The following is a 21,172-nucleotide window of genomic DNA, read 5'->3' as shown; positions in this document are numbered from 1 at the left end:
GTTGTGCTGCAGCTACCATCGCGGCGTCAAACCAACAGGAGAGCCCGCATGACACAGCAACCCCCGTCCACCAAGGACTTCGACAAAGGCCTGGCCACGCGCAAGCACGTCATGGGCGAGGACTTTGTGGCCAATGCCTTTGGCAATGCCACCGAGTTCACCCAGCCGATTCAGGAGTTCATCACCCGCAATGCCTGGGGCGATGTGTGGCAGCGGCCGGGGCTGGACATGAAGACGCGCAGCCTCATCACCGTGGCTTTTCTGACGGCGCTGGGCAAACAGCATGAGCTCAAGGGCCATGTGCGTGGTGCGCTCAACAACGGTGCCACGTCGGCAGAAATCCAAGAGGTGTTGCTGCACGCCAGTATCTATTGCGGGCTGCCTGCAGCGGTGGATGCATTTCGTACTGCCGCTGAAGTGATCGACGGGCCTAAAAAAACCTGACGCGGTTTGATGCTTCTCAGCCGCCCGCCAGCAGCTTGTGCACCAGGTCAGCTGCGGTGGATGCGTTGTATTTGCGCATGAGACGTGCGCGGTAAATCTCTACCGTGCGGTGACTGATCTCCAGGGCCCGGCCGATCTCCTTGGAGGTCAAACCCTCCAGCAGGCGGGCGGCCACCTCGCGCTCGCGGCCCGTCAGCTCCGCCTTCACGGTGCGCTGCGAACTCAGGTCTTCAAAGCTCCAGATGCCGGACTCATGCGGGGCATTGCGGTTGAGTGCGCGGCCAGACACGTGGCACCAGAAGACCTCGCCGTTGGCACGCTTCATGATGCGGTTGTCCGCGTAGTGGCCCTTGGCGTTCAGGATGGGCTCCATGTGCGCGCCCAGGCGCTCGTACTCGTCGGCGCTCGGATAAAGTATCTGGAACGACTGGCCGATGAGCACTTCGCGCGAAGCGCCGAACATGTCGCAGACATGGCGGTTGCAATCGACCATGGTGCGGTTGCGCGACAGCACAAGCCCCACAGGGGCCATGTCGAAGGCAAGCCGGTAATCAACGTCCATAGTGCTAATCTTTACGGAAAACTACTTATTTAAGTACGTAGTATCGTAGCGCATCCCATTCATAAGGAGATCGTGGTGAACAAGTTATTCCCCTCCGCAGCCGAAGCCCTGAAGGGCGTGGTTGCAGATGGCCAACTCATGGCTGTAGGCGGTTTCGGGTTGTGTGGCATTCCTGAAGCCTTGATCGACGCGCTGCGCGATTCGGGCGTGAAGAACCTGACCGTGATCTCCAACAATGCGGGCGTGGACGGCTTTGGCCTGGGCAAGCTGCTCGAGACGCGCCAGATTAAGAAAATGATTTCGTCGTATGTGGGCGAGAACAAGGAGTTCGAGCGTCAGTACCTTGCCGGTGAGCTGGAGCTGGAGTTCACCCCCCAGGGCACGTTGGCCGAAAAGCTGCGCGCTGGCGGCGCTGGCATCCCGGCGTTCTTCACCAAGACCGGTGTGGGCACCATCGTGGCCGAGGGCAAGGAACTGCGCGAGTTCGATGGCGAGACCTATGTGATGGAGCGTTCGCTGGTGCCCGATGTGTCGCTGGTCAAGGCCTGGCGTGCCGACAAGTCGGGCAACCTGCAGTTCCGTCTCACGGCGCGCAACTTCAACCCCGCTGCGGCCACGGCCGGCAAGATCACCATCGTGGAGGTGGAAGAGGTGGTGGAAACCGGCGCCATTGCGCCCGACCAGATCCATCTGCCCGGCATCTATGTGCACCGCATCGTGCACAACGCCACGCCCGAAAAGCGCATTGAAAAGCGCACCATCACCGAAAAAGCGGGCGTTTGAGCCGCTGCCGCACAACCGTACAGAACAAGCTGGAGAAGTATCTATGTCGTGGAGTCAAGACCAAATGGCGGCCCGTGCCGCCCATGAACTCGAAGACGGCTTTTATGTGAACTTGGGCATTGGCATCCCCACGCTCGTGGCCAACTTTGTGCCTGCCGACAAAGAGGTGTGGCTGCAATCCGAAAACGGCATGCTGGGCATCGGCCCGTTTCCCACCGAAGACGAAGTGGATGCCGACCTGATCAACGCCGGCAAGCAGACCGTGACCACCATCAAGGGCTCGTCCATCTTTGGCAGCGACCAGTCGTTTGCCATGATCCGTGGCGGCAAGATCAATCTGTCGATTTTGGGCGCCATGCAGGTCAGCGAAAAGGGCGACCTGGCCAACTGGATGATCCCCGGCAAGATGGTCAAGGGCATGGGCGGCGCGATGGACCTGGTGGCTGGTGTCAAGCGCGTGATCGTGCTCATGGAGCATGTGGCGCGCAAGAAGGATGGCACCGAAGACCTGAAGATCCTGCCCCAGTGCACGTTGCCTCTGACGGGCGTGGGCGTGGTGGACCGCATCATCACCGACCTGGCCGTCATGGACGTGACGCCCCAGGGCCTGAAGGTGGTGGAGCTGGCTCCCGGCGTGACTTTTGAGGCCCTGCAGGCCAAGACCGGCGTCAAGCTGATCCCATAAGCATTTGAGCCACCCCTGCAGTGGAGTGGCCACACAAAAAAGGCCGGGGCCCCTCACAGGGCCCCGGCCTTTTGCATTGGCACTTTTCACAAAACCCTCATGCAGTCCGCATGGGGCCTCTGGCAATTACATCGCGTTGCCGATTTCGCCAGCAGAGATCTGGCCGGTGCGCACAGCTTCAGCAGCCTGGGCACGCACGGCAGCACGGTCAGCCGTGGACTTGTAGGTCACCACACGCGAACCTGCTGGCTCGATGGAGCGGGTCTGGGCCACGGTAGCGGCTTCAGCAGCCACTTCAGCGCGGGTGCGGTTGGTTTCGAACTTGGTGGCGAACTGCGAAGCATCGGCTTCATCAGCGTGGGCACCAAAAGCGGCAAAAGCGGCCACAGCAGCAACGGACAGAAAACGGACAGACTTGTTCATGGTGAAACTCCGAAAAATTCAAAAAATGAGGAAGAGGTACTTAGCAATACGGCACAACAAGGGCAGCGGATTCAGCCGCCCCTGGTGAATCAGCCGCGCTCACCCGAAGAAATCTGGCCGGTACGTACAGCTTCAGCAGCCTGGGCACGCACAGCAGCACGGTCAGCCGTGGACTTGTAAGTCACCACACGCGAACCGGCGGGCTCGATGGAGCGGGTCTGGGCCACGGTAGCAGCTTCGGCGGCCACTTCAGCGCGGGTGCGGTTGGTTTCAAACTTGGTGGCGAACTGCGAAGCATCGGCTTCGTCAGCCTGGGCACCAAAGGAAGCGAAAGCGGCGACAGCGGCGATAGACAGGAAACGTGCGGTGTTGTTCATGATGAAAATCCTTGAAGTTAAAGAAGCGTCTCAAAAAAGCCGGGTCAAAAACCATTCCTGAACCGGATTCGGTGAGTCGCCTTGCGGGTTCGGCTCATCGATGGGATGAACTGTACGCCGATGGGGTACAGAGAAAAACCACCGGGTCGCGAACTAACTGTTCCAGTATTGTGAACAATCGAGGCGGAACTTTTCAGGGTTTACCCAAGCCTGACTGGCGAGGGTGGTCAAAAAGTGGACCCTCAACGGCATCGCCTAATGAAAACCCTGATTCCTATTTGGAACAATGACATTGGGGTGACAGGGGGCTTGGACACTCCGTAAAGGCCGGCTGGTCAAGGCCTTGGCTTGGGGCATCTGGACGTGCGATGCGCGTCATGTGGCAAAAACAAGGGCTTGCAGCAGCCCGTGCTGCTTGATGTGCATCAAGATTGTGTGTCTGTATCGCGTCATGCGAGTCAGTGCCTTGCAAGAGAACCCCATATAGTGCGAAGCAACGATTTGTGTTGCTTGCATGACCGATATTCTTCTTTCAGCGGATACCGAGGACGCTGACAGTCCTTACTACTTGCGTGCGCTGACCGACATGGCCGACCGGCGCACAGTCGTTGCCGGTGCTGCCATCTACACGGACAACGGCATCAAGTTGGTGGAGAAGGGGGCGCGCATCGACAGCCGCCTGTATGACCGCCTGGTACAGCACAAGCTGCGCGAACCCATTGACCGCCATCTGTCGATTGAAAACCCGGTGGACGTGCCGGCCCTGCTGGCTCTGGGCCAGGCGCTCATCGAGCAGGAAACCCTGCCCGCCATGCTGGCTGAGGCCCTGGGCTCAGGTGCCCGGTTGCTGGCGCCCTTGCGGTCCCTGCCGTTGCCTTCTGCCATGGCCTGCAAGCTCACCGTGATGCGTGACCAGCGGCCCACGCTGTTCCAGCACAGTCTGGTGATGACCACCGTGGCGGTATTTCTGGCGGTCAAAAGCGGGCTGAGCGAACGCGATTGCAGCACGGTGGCGGCAGCTGCGCTGCTGCATGACCTGGGGGTGCTGCACATGGACCCGGCCTGGGACGACCCGGACCACAAGGTGGTGGGGGTAGGGCGCAAGCACCTGGTGGCCCATCCCATCTCGGCCATGCTCATGATCCGCGACACGCAGGCCTATCCACGTGCTGCCGAAGTGGCCGTGCTGGAGCACCATGAGCGCATGGACGGCAGTGGCTACCCGCGCGCCTTGCTGGGGGCGGACATCACACCCATGGGCCGCATCCTGCTGCTGGCCGAAGTGGTGGCAGCGTTCTACGAAAAATACGACGACATGCCCGCACAGCGGCTGTCGCTGGTGCTGCGGCTCAACCACCGCAAGTTTCCTTCGGCACTGGTGGCGTTCATCCTGCCGCTGCTGCAGGAGGAAGTGGCCCGCGAATCAGCCCTGATGCCCCTGGGCAACGATGCACCGCGCCAGATCGAATTGCTGGCCGAAGCCTTTGCCTATTGGGACCAGCTCAAGGCGGCCTTGCCCCCAGACACGGCGGCCAAGTCTCCTGCAGGCAGCGCCTTTGCGTTTACCGATTCCCGCCTCCTAGCATTACAAAAAGCCTTGATAGAAGCGGGCTCACACCCCCGGCATCAGGGGGAGTTGCTGGCGCAATTGCAAGGGGATGCCATTGGCATGGCGGAGGTCGCTCTGGTGGGGCGCGAGGCCTTGTGGCAACTGCAAAGCATCCTGAACGCCAGCCACCGCCGCTGGCCCCAGCTCTCGGACCGTGCCACGCCTGCCGATGCGGCGGTGGCGGACTGGTGCGACTGGGCGATGCGCTCGCTCTAGGGATGCTCTGCACGATGATTCGTGCAGAGCATCCCTGGCCATATCGATCCTGCCGGTGCGCTGGTTGCCCCTTCGGTGGTTCCCCGCCGCTGGCGGTGCTTGCTGGCGCCCATCGGCGCTGCCCTGAACGCGTATGCCGTTTGCCAGCGCGCGCCTATCCCCTCAGACCGACCTCTTTGGTGAGGCTTCACCCGCAGGTTCCCCCATATGGCAAAATACTGGTTATATTTACAGTATTCGTGTTGACTGAACCTCTCCCACCACCATGCCTGCGCCACACCCCTCTTTGCGGGTTGCGTCCGATTTGCCGATTGCCGTACCTGGGGTGTGGCATGCCGACGCGCTGGGTACAAGCACGCAGCGCGTCCTGCCTACGGGCCATGCCGCGCTGGACGCCCAGCTGCCGGGTGGCGGCTGGCCCGTGGGGGCCCTGAGCGAAGTGCTTCAGCCTCTGGCGGGCTTGCACGAATGGCAACTGGTGCTGCCCGCACTGGTGCAGGCCACGGCCAGGCAGAGCGGGGCGGTGGTGCTGGTGGCGCCGCCGTGCGAGCCTTTTGGCCCGGCCCTGCAGTCGCAGGGGTTGCGGGCAGAGCGGGTGTGTGTGGTGCATGCCGACTCGCCCATGGTCGCCTTGTGGGCGGCCGAGCAGTCACTGCGCTGCCAAGGCGTGCTGGCCGTCATGGCCTGGCTGCCCCAGGCACAGCCTGCCTCCCTGCGGCGGTTGCAATGGGCGGCGGCCCAGCAGCAGCAATTGTTGTGGGTGTTTCGTCCGGTCGATGCCTCATGGCCCGCATCACAGGTGTCTCAGGCGTCGCCGGCCCAGTTGCGGCTGCAAGTGCAGGGGCTGGCCCTGCCAGGGGATGCCGCAGAAGCCCCTGGCATGCAGGTGCAGATCCTCAAACGCCGGGGGCCTCCGCTGGCGCAAGTGCTCCATCTCCCGGGCTGCCACCCTCAGCTGGCGCAGGTGCTGTTGGCACAGGCCGAGCGGCGCCGTGCGGCGCAGGAGGCGGCGAGTGCCCTGGTGGCGGGCCGCCAGGCTGTGGCTATGCGGGTGGCTGGGGGCTCCGGTGCCCTGCTGGCGCGCAATGCACCGGGGGGCAGACCAGAAGGGAGCAGGCATGCACTGGATCGCTCTGCCATTGCCCTGGTGCGATGAGGCCACCGCCTTGGCGGGTACAGACACCAATAGAAGTACCGAAGCGCTGAACTCCGCCGCAGGCTGGTGGGCTTTGTGCTTTACGCCGCGTGTGGCGCTGGCCGATGGCGAGGCGGTGTTGCTGGAAGTGTCCACCACCGAACGCCTGTGGGGCGGGCGCGAGGCGCTGCAGGCGCTGGTGCTGCAAGCCTGGGCCGATGCGTCCGTCTCATGCGAAGGGCATAGCGTTGTCCATCCAGCCGCCAGCAGCACTGAAAACCCTGTCCATTCCTGCGGATCGACCACGGCTTTGCTGTCCCACGCACCGACTGTGTGGGGCACAGGCCCCACCGCCCTGGTCGCCCAGGCCAGGCTGCGTATGGCGTTGGCCGGGCGTATCTGCCCGCCGCAGGACAGGGCAGAGAACCTGCCTTTGCACACGCTGACAGCACTGCGCCCCCATGTGGCCAGCCTGGAGCGCATGGGGTGCCGCACCTGGGGGGCGCTGCGGGCCTTGCCGCGCGCGGGCGTGGCGCGGCGCCTGGGGGCGGGTGTGCTGCGGGTGCTGGACCAGGCCTTGGGCGATGCCCCTGAAGCCCATGCCTGGCTGCAACTGCCCGAGCAGTTTGTGTTGACCACCGAGCTGCCCGCCTTGGCCGCGTCGGCCGACGCACTGCTGTGGAGCGCCAACCGCAGCCTCACGGCCCTGCAGGCCTGGCTGCAGGCGCGCCAGCAGGGCATACTGGCGCTGGAGCTGGCATGGCGCCACGACTTGCGGCGCATCGATGGCGTGGTGCTGCCCCCCACCCAGGCGCTGCAGGTGCGCACAGCCCAGGCCACCCACGACCTGGCGCACCTGCGGCGCTTGCTGGCCGAAAACCTGGCGCGCACCACGCTGGCCGCGCCGGTCAACCAGATCACGCTGCGACTGCTCGACGCGGCCCCGCTGCCGCACCGCAGTGCCAGCCTGCTGCCCCCGGGGGAGGTGGGGGGGCGCAGCTTTGCAAGCCATGGCAGCGCCGATCCGGCAGGTACCCCAGGCGAGGCTCTGCACCAACTGCTGGAGCGCCTGTCGGCCCGCCTGGGGGCCGACCATGTGGTGGCCCCGGTGCTGCTGGCCGACCACCGGCCCGAACGCATGCAGCAATGGCGCCCGGCCACCGAAATGCTGGGTACGCCCTCCGCTGCCACGCGTACACCCGCCAGTCCTGCTTCTGCGCGTGCGGACGATGTTTTGCAGGGCATTGCCCCAGATGCCCCCTTGCTACCCACCTGGCTGCTGAACCCGCCCCGGCGGCTGGCAGTGCAGGGCAACCGGCCTTGCCACCACGGCTTGTTGCGCCTGCTGGCCGGGCCCCACCGGTTTGAGGTGGGCTGGTGGTCTGCCACGGACGACGCGGTGGACCCGGCGCACCCCTGCGCCGGCCTGGCCTTACGCGACTATTTCGTAGCCCACAACAATGTGGCGGGGCTGGTGTGGGTGTTTCGCGAGCGCCTGGCGCCTGCGCTGGATGGCACGGCGACGGTGGCACGCCCCCACCGCTGGTTTCTGCACGGGATCTTTGGGTAAGCGGGCAGGGCGGTTGTCCATGGGCTTGACGCATCGACCCCCTTCACAGGCCTCTGCGGTGCCAGGCCCCTTGGCGGGCGCTGCCGAGCTGCCAGACTATGCCGAGCTGCATTGCCTGTCCAATTTCAGCTTTCAGCGGGGCGCATCGCACCCGCAAGAGCTGGTGGCACGCGCTGCCAAGCTTGGCTACCAGGCGCTGGCGCTGACGGACGAATGCTCGGTGGCCGGGGTGGTGCGTGCCTGGGGTGCGGCCAAGGAATGTGGCCTGCATCTCCTCGTGGGCAGTGAGTTTTTGTGGGGCGACCTGCGGCTGGTGGCGCTGGCGCGCGATGCCGAGGGCTGGGGCAACCTGTGCGAGTTCATCACTGCCGCCCGTGCCGCCGCACCCAAGGGGCGCTACCACGTGGGTGTGGGCAGCCCCTGGCATTTGCTGCAAGGGTGCGAGTTGCTGCTGGCGCCATGCCGCCAGCACTTTGATGCTTCTGATTTTGTAGCGCTCAGCGCATGTATCACTAGCGCTACAAGCCAATTGGGCCCTCAAACGGCTCAATATGTGTGGCTGGCGGTCGAATTGCACATGGCCCCCGACGACAGTCTGTGGCTGGCCACGCTGCAGCGTGTGGGCGCTGCGCTGCATCTGCCGCTGGTGGCGGCGGGCGATGTGCACATGCACGCCCGCTCGCGCAAGCCGCTGCAGGATGTGATCACGGCCGTCAAGCTCGGTTGCACTGTGGCCGAGTGCGGCTTTGCGCTGCAGCCCAATGCCGAGCGCCACCTGCGCCAGCGCGTGCGGCTGGCGGGCCTCTACCCGCCCGATTTGCTGGCGGCCACACTCACCGTCGCCGGGCGCTGTACCTTCAGCCTGAGTGAGATCCAGTACCAGTACCCGCTGGAGACCGTGCCCCAGGGCATGACGCCCGCCCAGGGCCTGGCCTGGCTGGTCGATGCCAACACGGCAGGCCTGTACCCTGACGGAGTGCCCGAGGCGATCGCCGCGCAGATCCGCAAGGAGCTGGACTTGATCGCGTACTGCCGGTACGAGATGTACTTTCTCACCGTGTATGACATCGTGCGGTTTGCGCGCAGCGTGGGCATCCTGTGCCAGGGGCGCGGGTCGGCCGCCAATTCGGTGGTCTGCTATGTGTTGGGCATCACGGCAGTGGACCCCAAACAATCCCACCTGCTGTTTGAGCGCTTCATCAGCAAGGAGCGCAGCGAGCCGCCCGACATCGACGTGGACTTTGAGCATGACCGGCGCGAGGAAGTCATCCAGTACATCTACAACAAATACGGCCGCGACCGCGCCGCCATTGCTGCCGTGGTCACCTGCTACCGCACGCGCAGCGCCCTGCGCGACGTGGGCAAGGCCCTGGGCGTGGCGCCCGCGCTGGTCGATGCGTTTGCCAAAGACCACCACTGGTTTGACGAAGAATTTGCATCCGACCGCCTGCAAGAACTGGCGCAAAGCCTGGGCACACCCCTGCACCGCCACACCGCCCGGCTGTGGCTGGAACTGGCGGCCGATCTGAAGGACTTTCCGCGCCACCTGAGCCAGCATGTGGGCGGCTTTGTGCTGACCCAGGGCAAGCTCACGCGGCTGGTGCCGGTGGAGCCCGCCAGCATGAAGGACCGCTCCGTCATCCAGTGGGACAAGGACGACCTCGATGACATGGGCCTGCTCAAGGTCGATGTGCTGGCCCTGGGCATGCTCAGCGCGCTGCGCCGCTGCCTCAACCTGCGCGCAGCCCTGCGCGGCGAGCGCTGGGGGCTCAAGGAAATCCCGCGCGAAGACCCCGCCACCTACGACATGATCTGCGCTGCCGACACCGTGGGCGTGTTCCAGATCGAAAGCCGCGCCCAGATGAGCATGCTGCCCCGCCTGCAGCCGCGCGAGTTCTACGACCTGGTGGTCGAGGTCGCCATCGTGCGGCCTGGCCCCATCCAGGGCGGCATGGTGCACCCCTACCTGCAGGCGCGCGAGCGCCGGCGCAGGGGCGAGCCTCTGCAACTCGAAAAACCCGAGCTGGAGGCTGCCCTGGCGCGCACTCTCGGCGTGCCCATCTTTCAGGAGCAGGTGATGCAGATCGCCATGGTGGCCGCCGGGTTCTCGGCCGGTATGGCCGACGATCTGCGCCGATCCATGGCTGCCTGGAAGCGCAAGGGCGGTGTGCACCGGTTCGAGCGCCCCCTGATCGGCGGCATGGAGGCGCGCGGCTACCGCACCGAGTTTGCCCAGGCCATCTTCCAGCAGATGCTGGGCTTTGGCGAATACGGCTTCCCCGAGAGCCACGCCCACAGCTTTGCGCTGCTGGCCTACGCCAGCAGCTGGCTCAAGTGCCATGAGCCCGCGTGTTTTCTGGCCGCGCTGCTCAACTCGTTGCCCATGGGCTTTTACAGCGCCTCGCAACTGGTGCAGGACGCCCGCCGCCACGGCGTGCGCGTGTTGCCCATCGACGTGACCGTGAGCGATATCGACTGCACCCTGGAGGGCAACGCAGAGCCGCTGCGCCCCGCACGCGGCCTGGGCACGCCGCCGCTGCCGCAGCCCGCCGTGCGCCTAGGCCTGCGGCTGGTCGGCAGTCTGCACGCAGACGCTGCCCAGCGCCTGCTGCACGCCCGCGCCACAGGCCCCGCCTTTGTCACCACCGAAGACCTGGCCCTGCGTGCGCAACTGAGCCAGCAAGACCTGCAGGCACTGGCTGCTGCCGACGCCCTGGCCAGCCTGTCGGGCCACCGGCGCCAGCAGATGTGGGACGCCGCCGCACAGCACATCGCGCCACCCCTTTGGCGCGATGTGCCCGTGCACGAGGCCCCGCTGCAACTGCCCGAGGCCCCAGAGGGGGAAGAGATCCTGTTCGACTACGCTGCCACCGGTCTTACGTTGCGCCGCCACCCCCTGGCCCTGCTGCGCCCCCGCCTAGCACGCTGGCGTCTGCAAACCGCCCTGCAACTGCACAGCGCAGCCAACGGCCGCAAGGTGCGCGCCTGTGGCATCGTCACCGTGCGCCAGCGCCCTGGCACCGCCAAGGGCACCATGTTCGTCACGCTGGAGGACGAAACCGGCCCCGTCAACGTCATCGTCTGGCCTGCGATGGTGGATGTGTGGCGCAATGCGCTGCTGCGGTCACAACTGCTGGCGGTGGAAGGGGTGTGGCAATGCAGCGCCGGCCCACCCGGCAGCACGGCCGTGGTGCGCCACCTGGTGGCACAGCGCTTCAAGGACCTGACACCACTGCTGGGCCGCATGGGGCAGGCACTGCAGGGGAGTCGGGATTTTCATTGAATGGAATTGGCGGGCTACAAAACGGCAGACGTCTCTGGCTTGATTGGCAGCAATCGGCTGGGTAAAGACCGGGTTCGTAAGCTCATGCCGCAGCACGGCATCCAGGCCAAGACGAAACGCAAGTTCGTGGTGACCACCGACAGCCGCCACAGCCTGCCGGTGACTGCGGACCTGCTGCAGCTGCGCTTCAACCCTGAGCAGTTCAATCAGCGCTGGAGTGGTGACATCGCCTACATCGCCACCGACGAGGGCTGGCTGTACCTGGCCGCCGTCATCGACCTGTTCAACCGTCAGGTTGGGGCAGGAGCCTGCAGTCGCACATGCAGGCCAGCCCAGTCAAGGGCGCGCTGACCATGGCGTGGTGGCGTCGCCGTCCACTACCTGGGCTGATATTTCACAGGGACCGAGACAGGCAATACAACTCAAGCTACTACCAGGCCATCCACCATCGGCACGGCCTGCAATGCTCGATAGCCGACGGCTACGACTGCTACCAGAATGTGATGGCCGAGCGGGTCAACGGCATCCTCAAGAGCAGCGCTGCTGCTGCAGCGGCCCGCCGATCTGGAGCAGGCCCGGCATATGGTGCGCCAGTCGGTCCAGATCTACAACGCCGAGCGGCCGCATCTATCGTTGAAAATGCAAACGCCCGATGCGGTGCATTGCGCGTCCTTGGTCGGTATTCGCCGACTTGAATCACCGTCCCAGGCGTCAACTTAATTCAGGACTGGTCACACAGCGCAAAAATGCCGCGTGAACCGTGGGTTCAGAACTCCACTACACAGAGGCAAGGTCAGTTGGCTTTCGTGATGCAGAGCGCAGTCGAGGACGATGTCGTTGGTCAAGTGTTCGGAGCTCTCAACGGCTCGGCTTCTCGGCAATTTACAGGGCAGCGAAGTGCGTTGTTTCTGGGTTGCGTTGCAGGGACTGGATGTGTAGCAGTTGGCGTCGGTCTATGAGTAGGTCAGCGATCCTGGCCAGCGATCTACTGGACTACGTCTAGGTGTCAGCGAGTTCCTGAAGAGCGCGCCCGAGCATCTCCTCGGCGTTGTCTACGGCAGTTGCTACTGTCTTTACCCCGCAGTAGACGGAAGTATGGATATCCGCGGAGTGACTCATAGTACCGGCGTCACCGGGTTGGTACATCTGTGGCTGGCGGCGGCGCGAAAAGATCCCAACTGGCCATGAAGAGTGCGGCTATCACCGGGCCGATCACGAACCCTGTCAGGCCAAACAAGGCCATGCCCCCCAAGGTGGAAATCAGCACGATGTAGTCGGGCATCTTGGTGTCTTTGCCTACCAAGATGGGACGCAGTATGTTGTCCACCAGTCCGATCACGCAGACGCCGAACGCAGTCAGCACCACGCCTTGCCATACAGCCCCCGTAGCCAGAAAGTAGATCGCCACAGGCACCCAGATCAGCCCAGCACCTACGGCCGGCAAGAGCGACAGGAAGGCCATGAGAACTCCCCACAGTACCGGTCCCTGAATGCCCAGAATCCAGAAAATCATGCCGCCCAGCGCACCCTGAGATGCAGCCACCACGATGTTGCCTTTGACCGTGGCCCGGATCACGGTGGTGAATTTGCTGACCAACTGGCGCTTATGGGTGTCTTCCAGGGGGGTGGCTTGGCCTATACGCACCGCCAGACTGGCGCCGTCGCGTAGCAAGAAGAACAACAAATACAACATGATGCCGAAGCTGACGATGAACTCCAGGGTGTTTTGACCGATGCTCAGCGCCTGTGTTGCAACAAATTGACTGGCCTGTACCGCAAAGGATGAAAGCCTTTGTTGCAGCTCGCCCACGCTGGTCAGCTGCAGGCGGTCGAGCAGGCTGGCAGCCCAGGTGGGGAGTGCGGCAATGACTTGCTGCAGATACAGCCCGAAATTGATTTGGCCGGAGCGCACCCTTTCATAGATGGCGGTGGCTTCTTGAATCAGCGACACCGTGATGGCCGTCATGGGCAAAATCACCACCACAAGACACAAACCGAGCGTGCACAGTGCGGCCAGTGTGGGCCGCTTGGGCATTTGCCTCAGCAATTTGCGGTGCAGCGGAGCAAAAAGAATGGCGAGGATGACGCCCCAGAAAACGGCACCATGAAACTGCCACAGGATCGCCCCGAACGCGACGGTGACAAGGGCGAGCAGCAGCAAAAAGACTTTGTCCTGAAGTTGGTGATGCGGCATGGAGTGGGGGTTGCAATGGGATACCTGCAATGTACGCGAGGTGCTGAGCGGTGCAGTTTTTTGCGCCGTGCAGTGATGGCCTGGATCCACTTTTTGGGGGCGGACTTCGGTTCGGTGGCACAATGGCGCCCGTACCAAGGCCCTTCCCCAGCCACAGTCGCATCCGCCAACCGGTTCAGCCGTGTCGCGGAAGGTTTCTCAACCAGCTAATGCTTTCCCAAGGAAAGCGGAGGTCAGCGGAATATGAGCGATACGACATCCGTCTATCAAGCCTACCAAGGCAACACTTACCTCTTCGGCGGCAATGCGCCCTATGTCGAAGAGATGTACGAGAACTACCTCGCCAATCCCGGTAGCGTGCCCGATACGTGGCGCGAGTACTTTGATGCGCTGCAGCACGTTCCCGCAGTGGATGGCAGCAACGCCAAAGACGTCCCGCACCTCCCCGTCATCAATGCCTTTGCCGAGCGTGCCAAGCAAGGTGGTACCAAGGTCGTGGTTGCCACCGGCGCGGACTCTGAGCTGGGCCGCAAGCGCACCGCCGTTCAGCAACTTATCGCTGCCTACCGTAACGTGGGCCAGCGCTGGGCCGATCTGGATCCTTTGAAGCGCACTGAGCGCCCCGCGATTCCTGAACTGGAGCCCTCGTTCTACGGTTTCAGCGATGCTGATCAGGAAACTGTGTTCAACACCAGCAACACGTTCTTCGGCAAAGAGTCGATGACATTGCGTGAGCTGATCAATGCGTTGCGCGAGACCTATTGCGGCTCCATCGGCGCCGAATACATGTATGCCACCGACCAGAACCAGAAGCGCTGGTGGCAGGAAAAGCTGGAAAAGATTCGCAGCAAGCCCAGCTTTGGTGCTGACAAGAAGAAGCAAATCCTTGACCGCCTGACTGCTGCTGAAGGCCTGGAGCGCTTCCTGCACACCAAGTACGTTGGCCAAAAGCGTTTCTCGCTGGAAGGTGGCGAGAGCTTCATCGCCGCCATGGACGAGCTGATCCAGTCCGCCGGTGCGAAGGGCGTGCAAGAAATCGTGATCGGCATGGCCCACCGCGGCCGCCTGAACGTGCTGGTCAACTCGCTGGGCAAAATGCCTAAGGACCTGTTCGCTGAGTTCGATCACACTGCTCCTGAAGATCTGCCCGCGGGTGACGTGAAGTACCACCAGGGCTTCAGCTCGGACGTGACCACCCCTGGCGGTCCTGTTCACCTTTCGCTGGCGTTCAACCCTTCTCACCTGGAAATCGTGAATCCCGTGGTTGAAGGCTCCGTGCGCGCTCGCATGGACCGCCGTGCCGATCCACACGGCAAGCAGGTTTTGCCCGTGCTGGTGCACGGTGACGCAGCCTTTGCAGGCCAAGGTGTCAACCAGGAAACTCTGGCGCTGGCCCAGACCCGTGGCTACTACACGGGCGGTACGGTACACATCATCATCAACAACCAAATCGGCTTCACCACGTCCGATCCACGTGACACCCGCTCCACGCTTTACTGCACCGACATCGTCAAGATGATCGAGTCGCCTGTGCTGCATGTGAACGGTGATGATCCGGAAGCCGTGGTGTTGGCCACTCAGCTCGCTCTTGAGTTCCGCATGGAGTTCAAGAAAGACGTGGTGGTGGACATCATCTGCTTCCGCAAGCTGGGCCACAACGAGCAGGACACCCCGGCTCTGACCCAGCCGCTGATGTACAAGAAGATCGGCGCACACCCTGGCACACGCAAGCTGTACGCCGACAAGCTGGCAGCGCAGGGTCTGGGCGAGTCACTGGGCGATGACATGGTCAAGGCCTACCGCGCTGCTATGGATGCGGGCAAGCACACGGTCGATCCCGTGCTGACCAACTTCAAGAGCAAGTACGCGGTGGACTGGAGCCCGTTCCTGGGCAAGAAGTGGACCGATGCTGGAGACACGGCTATTCCTCTGGCAGAGTGGAAGCGCCTGGCTGAGAAGATCACCACCATCCCCGAGAGCGTGACGCCGCATCAGTTGGTGAAGAAGGTGTATGACGACCGCGCGGCCATGGGCCGTGGTGACATCCCGGTGGATTGGGGCATGGGTGAGCACATGGCATTTGCCTCGCTGGTGGCCAGCGGCTATCCCGTGCGCCTGTCCGGTGAAGACTGCGGCCGTGGCACGTTCACGCACCGTCACGCCGTGATCCATGACCAAAAGCGCGAGAAGTGGGACATTGGTACCTACGTGCCGTTGCAGAACGTGGCGGAGAACCAGGCCCCCTTTGTGGTCATCGACTCCATCCTGTCTGAAGAAGCGGTGCTGGGCTTCGAGTACGGCTATGCATCGAACGACCCCAACACCCTGGTGATCTGGGAAGCGCAGTTCGGCGACTTCGCCAATGGCGCCCAGGTGGTGATCGATCAGTTCATCGCCTCCGGCGAAGTGAAGTGGGGCCGGGTGAACGGCATCACCCTGATGCTGCCCCACGGCTACGAAGGCCAGGGCCCAGAGCACAGCTCGGCCCGTCTGGAGCGCTTCATGCAGCTGGCTGCCGACGCCAACATGCAGATCGTGCAGCCCACCACGGCCAGCCAGATCTTCCACGTGCTGCGTCGCCAGATGGTGCGTGATCTGCGCAAGCCGCTGATCATCATGACACCCAAGTCGCTGCTGCGTAACAAGGATGCGACCTCGCCGCTGTCCGAGTTCACCAAGGGCAGTTTCCAGACGGTGATTCCCGAGCAGGATGAATCCATCGTCAAGAAGGCAGCCAAGGTCAAGCGTGTGATCGCATGCTCGGGCAAGGTTTACTACGACCTCGTGAAGAAGCGCGCAGAGAAGGAAGCCGACGACGTGGTGATCCTGCGCGTCGAGCAGTTGTACCCCTTCCCGCACAAGGCGTTTGCCGCTGAGCTCAAGAAGTACCCCAACGCCACCGACGTGGTGTGGTGCCAGGACGAGCCACAGAACCAAGGCGCCTGGTTCTTCGTGCAGCACTACATCCACGAGAACATGCTCGAAGGCCAGAAGCTGGGCTACTCCGGCCGCGCTGCTTCCGCATCGCCAGCCGTGGGTTACTCGCACCTGCACCAGGAACAACAAAAGGCGCTGGTGGACGGCGCGTTTGCCAAGCTCAAGGGTTTTGTCCTGACCAAGTAAGGCCAGTTGCGACCCGACAACAGAACAAAACCCCATTCCGAAAGAATTGATATGGCTATCGTAGAAGTCAAAGTGCCCCAGCTGTCCGAATCCGTGGCCGAAGCCACCATGCTGACCTGGAAGAAAAAGGCCGGTGAGGCCGTGGCGGTGGATGAAATCCTGATCGAGATCGAAACCGACAAGGTGGTGCTCGAAGTGCCCGCACCGTCCGCTGGCGTGCTGGCTGAAATCGTTCAGGGCGACGGCGCCACGGTGGTGGCCGACCAGCTCATCGCCAAGATCGACACCGAAGGCAAGGCCGGTGCGGCAGCTCCTGCTCCAGCAGCAGCTGCTGCTACCGTTGTCGCAGCAGCGCCTGCTGCCGCCCCCGCTGCTGCCGGTGGCTCCAAGGGTGACGTGGCCATGCCTGCGGCTGCCAAACTACTGGCCGACAACAACCTGTCTGTGTCTGCCGTGGCCGGTTCGGGCAAGGATGGCCGCGTGACCAAGGGCGACGTGCTGGCCGCTGTGGCCGGTGGCGCCAAGACCGCCGTGGCAGCCCCCAGCGTGATCCCCACCGGTGTGCCCTCCAAGGCGCTGCCCCAGGTGGCAGCGCCCGCTGGCAAGGAAGACCTGAGCGGCCGCCCCGAGCAGCGCGTGCCCATGAGCCGCCTGCGTGCCCGCGTAGCCGAGCGTCTGCTGCAGTCGCAATCGACCAACGCCATCCTGACCACGTTCAACGAAGTGAACATGGCTCCGGTGATGGACCTGCGCAAGAAGTTCCAGGACAGCTTCACCAAGGAGCACGGTACCAAGCTGGGCTTCATGTCCTTCTTCGTGAAGGCTGCTGTGCATGCCCTCAAGAAGTACCCTGTGCTGAACGCCTCGGTGGACGGCAACGACATCGTCTACCACGGCTACTTCGACATCGGTATCGCCGTGGGCTCGCCCCGTGGTCTGGTGGTGCCCATCCTGCGCAATGCAGACCAAATGAGCTTCGCCGACATCGAGAAGAAGATCGCCGAGTTCGGCAAGAAGGCTGCCGAAGGCAAGCTGGGCATTGAAGAAATGACCGGTGGCACGTTCTCCATCTCCAATGGCGGCACGTTCGGCTCCATGCTGTCCACCCCCATCATCAACCCGCCCCAGTCGGCCATTCTGGGCGTGCACGCCACCAAGGACCGCGCCGTGGTCGAAAACGGCCAGATCGTGATCCGCCCGATGAACTACCTGGCCATGTCCTATGACCACCGCATCATCGACGGCCGCGAAGCCGTGCTGGGCTTGGTGGCGATGAAGGACGCGCTGGAAGACCCATCGCGCCTGCTGTTCGACATCTGATCCCCTGACTGTATCGACCCACCCGCGTGGCCCGGCCTCTGGTCCTGCCCGCCGGTGGGTCTTTCTCCAACTGACTGAACGAGATTTCCCATGAGCAAACAATTTGATGTGATCGTCATCGGTGGTGGCCCCGGCGGCTACATCGCCGCCATCCGCGCCGCCCAGCTGGGCTTCAATGTCGCCTGTATCGATGAATGGAAGAACGACAAGGGCGGCCCTGCTCCCGGAGGCACCTGCACCAATGTCGGTTGCATCCCTTCCAAGGCACTGCTGCAGTCGTCCGAGCATTTCGAGCATGCCAACAAGCACTTTGCCGAGCATGGCATCACCGCCACTGGCGTCAAGATGGACGTGGCCAAGATGATTGCCCGCAAGGACACCGTCGTGAAGCAGAACAACGACGGCATCCTGTACCTGTTCAAGAAGAACAAGGTCAGCTTCTTCCACGGCCGTGGCTCGTTCGTGAAGGCTGCCGAAGGCGGCTACGAGATCAAAGTGGCAGGTGCCGCTGAAGAGACGCTGACCGGCAAGCAGATCATCATCGCCACCGGCTCCAACGCCCGTGCGCTGCCCGGCACGCCGTTTGACGAAGAACTGGTGCTGTCCAACGACGGCGCGCTGCGCGTTGGCGCCGTGCCCAAGAAGCTCGGCCTCATCGGCTCGGGCGTGATCGGCCTGGAAATGGGCTCCGTCTGGCGCCGCCTGGGTGCTGAAGTCACCATCCTCGAAGGTCTGCCCACTTTCCTGGGCGCGGTGGATGAGCAGATCGCCAAGGAAGCCAAGAAGGCCTTCGACAAGCAGGGCCTGAAGATCGAGCTGGGCGTGAAGGTCGGCGAGATCAAGACCGGCAAAAAGGGTGTGAGCATTGCCTACACCAACGCCAAGGGAGAAGCCCAGTCGCTGGACGTGGACAAGCTCATCGTCTCCATCGGCCGCGTGCCCAACACCATTGGCCTGAACTCCGAAGCGGTGGGTCTGCAGCTCGACGAGCGCGGCGCCATCGTGGTGGATGCTGACTGCAAGACCAATCTGCCCGGCGTCTGGGCGGTGGGCGACGTGGTGCGCGGCCCTATGCTGGCCCACAAGGCCGAGGAAGAGGGCGTTGCCGTGGCCGAGCGCATTGCCGGCCAGCATGGTCATGTCAACTTCAACACCATCCCCTGGGTCATCTACACCAGCCCCGAGATCGCCTGGGTGGGCCGCACTGAGCAGCAGCTCAAGGCCGATGGGGTCAAGTACAAGGCGGGCAGCTTCCCGTTCCTGGCCAATGGCCGCGCACGTGCGCTGGGCGACACCACCGGCATGGTCAAGATGCTGGCGGATGCCGAGACCGACGAGATCCTGGGCGTGCACATCGTGGGCCCACAGGCCAGCGAGCTGATCTCCGAGGCCGTTGTGGCCATGGAATTCAAGGCCAGCAGCGAAGACATCGCACGCATTTGCCATGCGCACCCCAGCTTGAGCGAGGCCACCAAGGAAGCAGCGCTGGCGGTGGACAAGCGCACGCTGAACTTCTGATTTAGGCCTCAATCAGCTACAGGTACATGATCTACATGCGCCTGTAGCTATTATTTTTGTAGTATCAGAGCATCCGCAAAGTGACCGTCAAACAGGCTTACCTGGCCGAGCTGGCCGCCAAAGGCTATCAAAGCGACCCCGCCCAGCTGCGAGCAGTGGAAGCCCTGCAGCGCTGTGCGGACGAGTGGGCCCAGTACAAGGCTCGGCGCTCTAACGCGATCAAAAAGCTGATCAACCGCCCGGAGATTCCCCGCGGTGTCTACATGTATGGCGGGGTGGGGCGCGGCAAGAGCTTTTTGATGGAGTGCTTTTTTGACGCTGTTCCCCTGAAGCGAAAGGTGCGCCTGCACTTTCACGAATTCATGCGTGAGGTGCATCGCGAACTGGCTGCCCTTCAGGGCACGGTCAATCCGCTGGATGTGCTGGGCGAGCGCATTGCCAAACGCTACAAGCTCATCTGTTTTGATGAGTTCCATGTGGCGGACATCACGGACGCGATGATCCTGCACCGATTGCTGGTGGCGTTGTTCGAGAACGGCGTCGGCTTCGTGACCACTTCCAATTTCAAGCCTGACGATCTGTACCCCGGTGGCTTGCATCGCGACCGCATCTTGCCCGCCATTGCCTTGCTCAACGAGCGGCTGGAAGTGGTCAACGTGGACAACGGCACCGACTACCGCCGGCGTACCTTGGAGCACGTGAAGCTCTATCACACGCCACTGGGCGCAGAGGCGGATGCCGAGATGAACCAGGCGTTTGATCAAATCGCCGAAGTGCACGACGAAGACCCCGTGCTGCACATCGAGGCGCGCGAGATCCGCGCCCGCCGCAAGGCAGGCGGGGTGGTGTGGTTTGACTTCAAGACACTGTGTGGTGGTCCTCGGTCGCAGAATGACTACCTGGAAATTGCGACGCAGTTCCACACGGTGTTGCTGTCCGATGTTCCTTACATGCCTGTGAGCATGGCGTCGCCTGCGCGGCGCTTTACCTGGCTGGTGGATGTGCTCTATGACCGCCGGGTCAAACTCATCCTGTCGGCGGCTGTGCCGCCCGAGCAGTTGTATACCGAAGGGCCTTTGGCCCACGAGTTTCCGCGCACGGTGTCCCGGCTCAACGAGATGCAGTCGAAGGAGTTCCTGGCGCTGGAGCGTCGTACCGTGGATACGGGGCTGACATGAGCAGGACCAAAGGGAGACTGGTTGCGGTTGTGTTGGCACTGGCAGGCGCAATAGCGCCTGTGCTGGTCGCCCCGGCCTGCGCCGCGACGGGGGTGGAAGTAGATCCCGCATCCTCGTCGGCCGCTGCGCATCGCAAAGTGGAGCGTGACCGAATCAAAGTGGAGCGCGAGGCACTGACGGCCCGGCGGCAGCAGGATGAGGCGGTGTGCTACCAACGCTTTGCAGTGGAGGATTGCTTGCGCGGCGTACGTGCCAAGGCACGGGAGTCCCATGACCGATTGCGTGCGCAGGAAATTGAACTCAATGATGCCGAGCGCAGGGAGAAAGCCGCACAGCGTCTGCGGGCCATTGAAGACAAACAAATGGCCGTACCGCCTGCAGGCAAACGCGCTGACGCGCAGGTTCGCAAGCCATCCGCCGATCCGGATGTTGCCAAGGCACAGCGGGACCAGGACGCACACCAACGCGCGCAGCAACAAATTAGCCGTGCCCAGGTTCAGGCCAGTGAACAGGCCGCCCGCGCTGCAGCGACCGCCGATCGCGCGGCCCAGTCGCGCGCCAAACATGCCCAGGCGCTCCAGGCGGCGCAGGAGCGTCGCGTGCGGATCGAAAAATCTCAAGCCGATGCCCTGGCTCAGGGCCGCAAGCCTGCAGCGCCCTTGCCAGCGCCTGCTGCTTCTGCGCCTCGTTGAGTTTGGAAGGGCCGCTGAGCCAAGCAATCAGTGGCTGAGTGGCTGCCGATAGAGTGGTAG

General features: G+C 63.1%; 17 protein-coding genes and 1 pseudogene. 14 read left to right on the top strand and 4 right to left on the bottom strand.

The window, feature by feature from the left end; genetic code table 11:
• Nucleotides 1-48 precede the first annotated feature (48 nt).
• On the top strand, nucleotides 49-444 hold the full coding sequence (locus tag AC1Q64_RS00415) for a carboxymuconolactone decarboxylase family protein (RefSeq protein ID WP_492250052.1): 396 nt from the start codon (nucleotides 49-51) through the stop codon (nucleotides 442-444).
• Between the two features lie 16 nt (nucleotides 445-460).
• On the opposite strand, the gene AC1Q64_RS00410 is transcribed toward AC1Q64_RS00415, so the two are convergent.
• Nucleotides 461-1,006, bottom strand: coding sequence for a PAS and helix-turn-helix domain-containing protein (locus AC1Q64_RS00410; RefSeq protein WP_291436981.1), 546 nt, complete (start codon nucleotides 1,004-1,006; stop codon nucleotides 461-463).
• A 75-nt stretch (nucleotides 1,007-1,081) separates the two neighbouring features.
• Between AC1Q64_RS00410 and AC1Q64_RS00405 the strand changes: the two genes are divergently transcribed.
• Nucleotides 1,082-1,789, top strand: a complete 708-nt coding sequence (locus AC1Q64_RS00405) for a CoA transferase subunit A (RefSeq protein ID WP_056067750.1) — start codon at nucleotides 1,082-1,084, stop codon at nucleotides 1,787-1,789.
• Between the two features lie 43 nt (nucleotides 1,790-1,832).
• Nucleotides 1,833-2,474 carry a CoA transferase subunit B gene (locus AC1Q64_RS00400; protein ID WP_056746107.1) on the top strand — a complete coding sequence of 214 codons (642 nt, stop codon included), beginning with the start codon at nucleotides 1,833-1,835 and terminating at the stop codon, nucleotides 2,472-2,474.
• Between the two features lie 126 nt (nucleotides 2,475-2,600).
• Here AC1Q64_RS00400 and AC1Q64_RS00395 read toward each other — a convergent pair whose 3' ends face one another.
• Together AC1Q64_RS00395 and AC1Q64_RS00390 are read right to left on the bottom strand one after the other, a co-directional pair.
• Nucleotides 2,601-2,897: a DUF4148 domain-containing protein gene (locus AC1Q64_RS00395; RefSeq protein WP_492250051.1), complete on the bottom strand. Its 297-nt coding sequence runs from the start codon at nucleotides 2,895-2,897 to the stop codon at nucleotides 2,601-2,603.
• 89 nt (nucleotides 2,898-2,986) lie between these two features.
• Nucleotides 2,987-3,274, bottom strand: coding sequence for a hypothetical protein (locus AC1Q64_RS00390; RefSeq protein ID WP_056746105.1), 288 nt, complete (start codon nucleotides 3,272-3,274; stop codon nucleotides 2,987-2,989).
• 514 nt (nucleotides 3,275-3,788) lie between these two features.
• Here AC1Q64_RS00390 and AC1Q64_RS00385 point away from each other — a divergent pair.
• The 6 genes and pseudogenes from AC1Q64_RS00385 to AC1Q64_RS00360 all read left to right on the top strand — a co-directional run.
• Entirely contained in the window at nucleotides 3,789-5,099 is a 1,311-nt protein-coding gene (locus tag AC1Q64_RS00385) for an HD-GYP domain-containing protein (protein WP_291436439.1), read from the top strand.
• A 265-nt stretch (nucleotides 5,100-5,364) separates the two neighbouring features.
• Nucleotides 5,365-6,255 (top strand): translesion DNA synthesis-associated protein ImuA, encoded by an 891-nt coding sequence (gene imuA / locus AC1Q64_RS00380; protein WP_492250050.1) that lies wholly within the window; start codon nucleotides 5,365-5,367, stop codon nucleotides 6,253-6,255.
• The gene (locus AC1Q64_RS00375; RefSeq protein WP_492250049.1) at nucleotides 6,218-7,804 is read left to right on the top strand and encodes a DNA polymerase Y subunit UmuC family protein; all 1,587 of its coding nucleotides are present in this window, start codon (nucleotides 6,218-6,220) and stop codon (nucleotides 7,802-7,804) included. Before imuA ends, AC1Q64_RS00375 begins: the two co-directional genes overlap by 38 nt.
• A gap of 19 nt (nucleotides 7,805-7,823) precedes the next feature.
• Nucleotides 7,824-11,087 carry an error-prone DNA polymerase gene (locus AC1Q64_RS00370; RefSeq protein ID WP_492250048.1) on the top strand — a complete coding sequence of 1,088 codons (3,264 nt, stop codon included), beginning with the start codon at nucleotides 7,824-7,826 and terminating at the stop codon, nucleotides 11,085-11,087.
• A complete protein-coding gene (locus AC1Q64_RS00365) occupies nucleotides 11,088-11,438 on the top strand; it encodes a hypothetical protein (RefSeq protein ID WP_492250047.1) in 351 nt (116 codons plus the stop codon).
• 41 nt (nucleotides 11,439-11,479) lie between these two features.
• Nucleotides 11,480-11,807, top strand: a pseudogene (locus AC1Q64_RS00360) (integrase core domain-containing protein); the annotation flags it as partial.
• Between the two features lie 409 nt (nucleotides 11,808-12,216).
• On the opposite strand, the gene AC1Q64_RS00355 reads toward AC1Q64_RS00360, so the two are convergent.
• Nucleotides 12,217-13,281 (bottom strand): AI-2E family transporter, encoded by a 1,065-nt coding sequence (locus AC1Q64_RS00355; RefSeq protein ID WP_492250046.1) that lies wholly within the window; start codon nucleotides 13,279-13,281, stop codon nucleotides 12,217-12,219.
• Between the two features lie 243 nt (nucleotides 13,282-13,524).
• Here AC1Q64_RS00355 and AC1Q64_RS00350 point away from each other — a divergent pair, with 243 nt between their 5' ends.
• The 5 genes from AC1Q64_RS00350 to AC1Q64_RS00330 all read left to right on the top strand — a co-directional run bounded on the left by AC1Q64_RS00350 (nucleotide 13,525) and on the right by AC1Q64_RS00330 (nucleotide 21,112).
• The gene (locus AC1Q64_RS00350; protein ID WP_291436449.1) at nucleotides 13,525-16,404 is read left to right on the top strand and encodes a 2-oxoglutarate dehydrogenase E1 component; all 2,880 of its coding nucleotides are present in this window, start codon (nucleotides 13,525-13,527) and stop codon (nucleotides 16,402-16,404) included.
• A gap of 51 nt (nucleotides 16,405-16,455) precedes the next feature.
• Nucleotides 16,456-17,724 carry a 2-oxoglutarate dehydrogenase complex dihydrolipoyllysine-residue succinyltransferase gene (gene odhB / locus AC1Q64_RS00345; protein ID WP_492250045.1) on the top strand — a complete coding sequence of 423 codons (1,269 nt, stop codon included), beginning with the start codon at nucleotides 16,456-16,458 and terminating at the stop codon, nucleotides 17,722-17,724.
• 90 nt (nucleotides 17,725-17,814) lie between these two features.
• The gene (gene lpdA, locus AC1Q64_RS00340) at nucleotides 17,815-19,242 is read left to right on the top strand and encodes a dihydrolipoyl dehydrogenase (RefSeq protein WP_492250044.1); all 1,428 of its coding nucleotides are present in this window, start codon (nucleotides 17,815-17,817) and stop codon (nucleotides 19,240-19,242) included.
• Between the two features lie 80 nt (nucleotides 19,243-19,322).
• Complete coding sequence (gene zapE / locus AC1Q64_RS00335) at nucleotides 19,323-20,420, top strand: cell division protein ZapE (RefSeq protein ID WP_492250043.1); 1,098 nt, start codon at nucleotides 19,323-19,325, stop codon at nucleotides 20,418-20,420.
• Nucleotides 20,417-21,112, top strand: a complete 696-nt coding sequence (locus AC1Q64_RS00330) for a hypothetical protein (RefSeq protein ID WP_492250042.1) — start codon at nucleotides 20,417-20,419, stop codon at nucleotides 21,110-21,112. Before zapE ends, AC1Q64_RS00330 begins: the two co-directional genes overlap by 4 nt.
• Nucleotides 21,113-21,172: the final 60 nt, after the last annotated feature.

The organism is Acidovorax sp. GW835-FHT14G06 (assembly GCF_058793595.1).
The sequence above is the reverse complement of the archived record's forward strand: the minus strand, read 5'-3'. Positions and strand labels throughout refer to the sequence as shown.